Below are 1,615 nucleotides of genomic sequence, written 5' to 3'. Positions count from 1 at the left end.
CCTATCATTTACCAGGAGCGTCGTCCGTTCAACTTTGTCGCCATTGACGACCTCACCAGCGAGCGCGTGTTCCTGCAGAACGAATTCGCCTACGGCACTGACGGGCGCAGCAACGTCGGCTTCGGTTTCTGGCAGACCTGTGTGGGCTCTAAAGCCGCGCTAACCAGAGCGAACTATGAAGCGGCCGTGTCCGCCATGATGGGTATTCCGAACTCAAACGGCGATCCGCTGGGGATGAACCCGACGCTGTTGGTTGTCGGCAAGAACAACCGTGGCGCGGCGAAGGCGCTGATCGAAGCCATCACCGCCGACGGCGGCGGCTCCAACATCTATTACAAGGATGTTGAGCTGCTGATTTCGCCGTTCGTGAAAAATCCGCCAGCGCCACCTGCCCCGGCGCCTGAAGAGTGATCTGCTGGCCTGAAAAACACCATCACCCTGCGTTACAGCCGGATTAACGCCGCCTGTAACGCCCGTTAAAAGAGGTCTGAAACGTGAGTGGAAAAACGAAAAAGAAAACCAGTGAGCCCGCAGGACATTCCGCAACGGCACCGGTCAGCAAAGATGCCGAAGGCGTGCAGAGTCAGGCTGGCGCGCCGGACCCGGCACCGCTGGCACCGGCTTCTGATGTTAACGGTCCGGAGTCACAACCTGTCGCTACCGATCCAGCCGGCACTGCTGACCCGGTGCCTGCTGCCGGACTGAGCCAGGCAACCGGCACCGCTCCGGACACAGCGAACAATGACGATGCGACCGTCACGGTACTGGAGGTGCGCGCCATCCCGGAAGGCGGTTTCCACCGTGCCGGGCGCTTCTGGCCGCATCACGGTGTGCATGTTTTTGTCAGCGATAACCCGGACGAGCAGGTTATTGAAGATGACCGTGGTCAGCCGTTGTATGGCTGCGTCATCAGCACCGCCGACGCGGCGCGCCTGAAGGCAGAAAAAATGCTGGTTGTGACGGAGCTTGCGACAGTCACAGCGCCCGGAGCGGAGGACGCGTAATGGGCATCTACGTGACGCGGGACGATTTGCTGGCAACCGATGCCGAGCGTGTCTGGAATATGGCGCTTGACAAGGAGACGCAGCAGCTCGACGAGGCGAAGATCCAGCGGGCAACCGATGATGCTGACGCGGAAATTAACTCCTTTCTGGCGAAGCGCTACCGGCTGCCGCTGAACCTCCCCGCGCTCCCGAGTCCGTTACGTCGTGCGGCGGTCTCCATCGCGTTCTACTGGTTGTCCGAACGGGACAACCAGATAACCGATGAGATCCAGAAGCGCTACGACGAAGCCCTGCGCACGTTGCGCGAAATTGCGAACGGCTCCCGCGACCTTGGTCTGTCGTCAGACACGCCGGTCGGGGAGACTGACAACGGGCGGCTGATTATCGTGAGCGATAACCGACGCCTCTTCACGCGTAACAACCTCAAGGGAGTGCTGTGATGGGTATCACCGTTGAAGTGCGTGGCGAGCGTCAGCTTCAGGACATCCGGCGCGCGATTGAAAAACTGGCTGATCAGTCACTGCAGCAGGAGCTGCTGGAGAGTATCGGCGCGGTGGTGGAATCCCAGACCCGCCAGCGTATCGCCAGCGAGAAGACGAGCCCTGCCGATG

General features: G+C 60.6%; 3 protein-coding genes. All 3 read left to right on the top strand.

Annotated elements, in window-relative coordinates:
* Positions 1-411, top strand: a 411-nt coding sequence (locus GTGU_RS23155) for a Mu-like prophage major head subunit gpT family protein (RefSeq protein WP_038163381.1), incomplete at its 5' end; no start/stop codon positions are given.
* Positions 412-494: 83 nt separating this feature from the next.
* The gene (locus tag GTGU_RS23150) at positions 495-1,004 is read left to right on the top strand and encodes a hypothetical protein (protein ID WP_051857439.1); all 510 of its coding nucleotides are present in this window, start codon (positions 495-497) and stop codon (positions 1,002-1,004) included.
* On the top strand, positions 1,004-1,444 hold the full coding sequence (locus tag GTGU_RS23145) for a gp436 family protein (protein ID WP_038163378.1): 441 nt from the start codon (positions 1,004-1,006) through the stop codon (positions 1,442-1,444). Before GTGU_RS23150 ends, GTGU_RS23145 begins: the two co-directional genes overlap by 1 nt.
* The last annotated feature ends 171 nt before the right edge of the window (positions 1,445-1,615 follow it).

The sequence above is a fragment of the Trabulsiella guamensis ATCC 49490 genome (assembly GCF_000734965.1).
GTDB classification, from domain to species: Bacteria; Pseudomonadota; Gammaproteobacteria; order Enterobacterales; family Enterobacteriaceae; genus Trabulsiella; species Trabulsiella guamensis.
The sequence above is the reverse complement of the archived record's forward strand: the minus strand, read 5'-3'. Positions and strand labels throughout refer to the sequence as shown.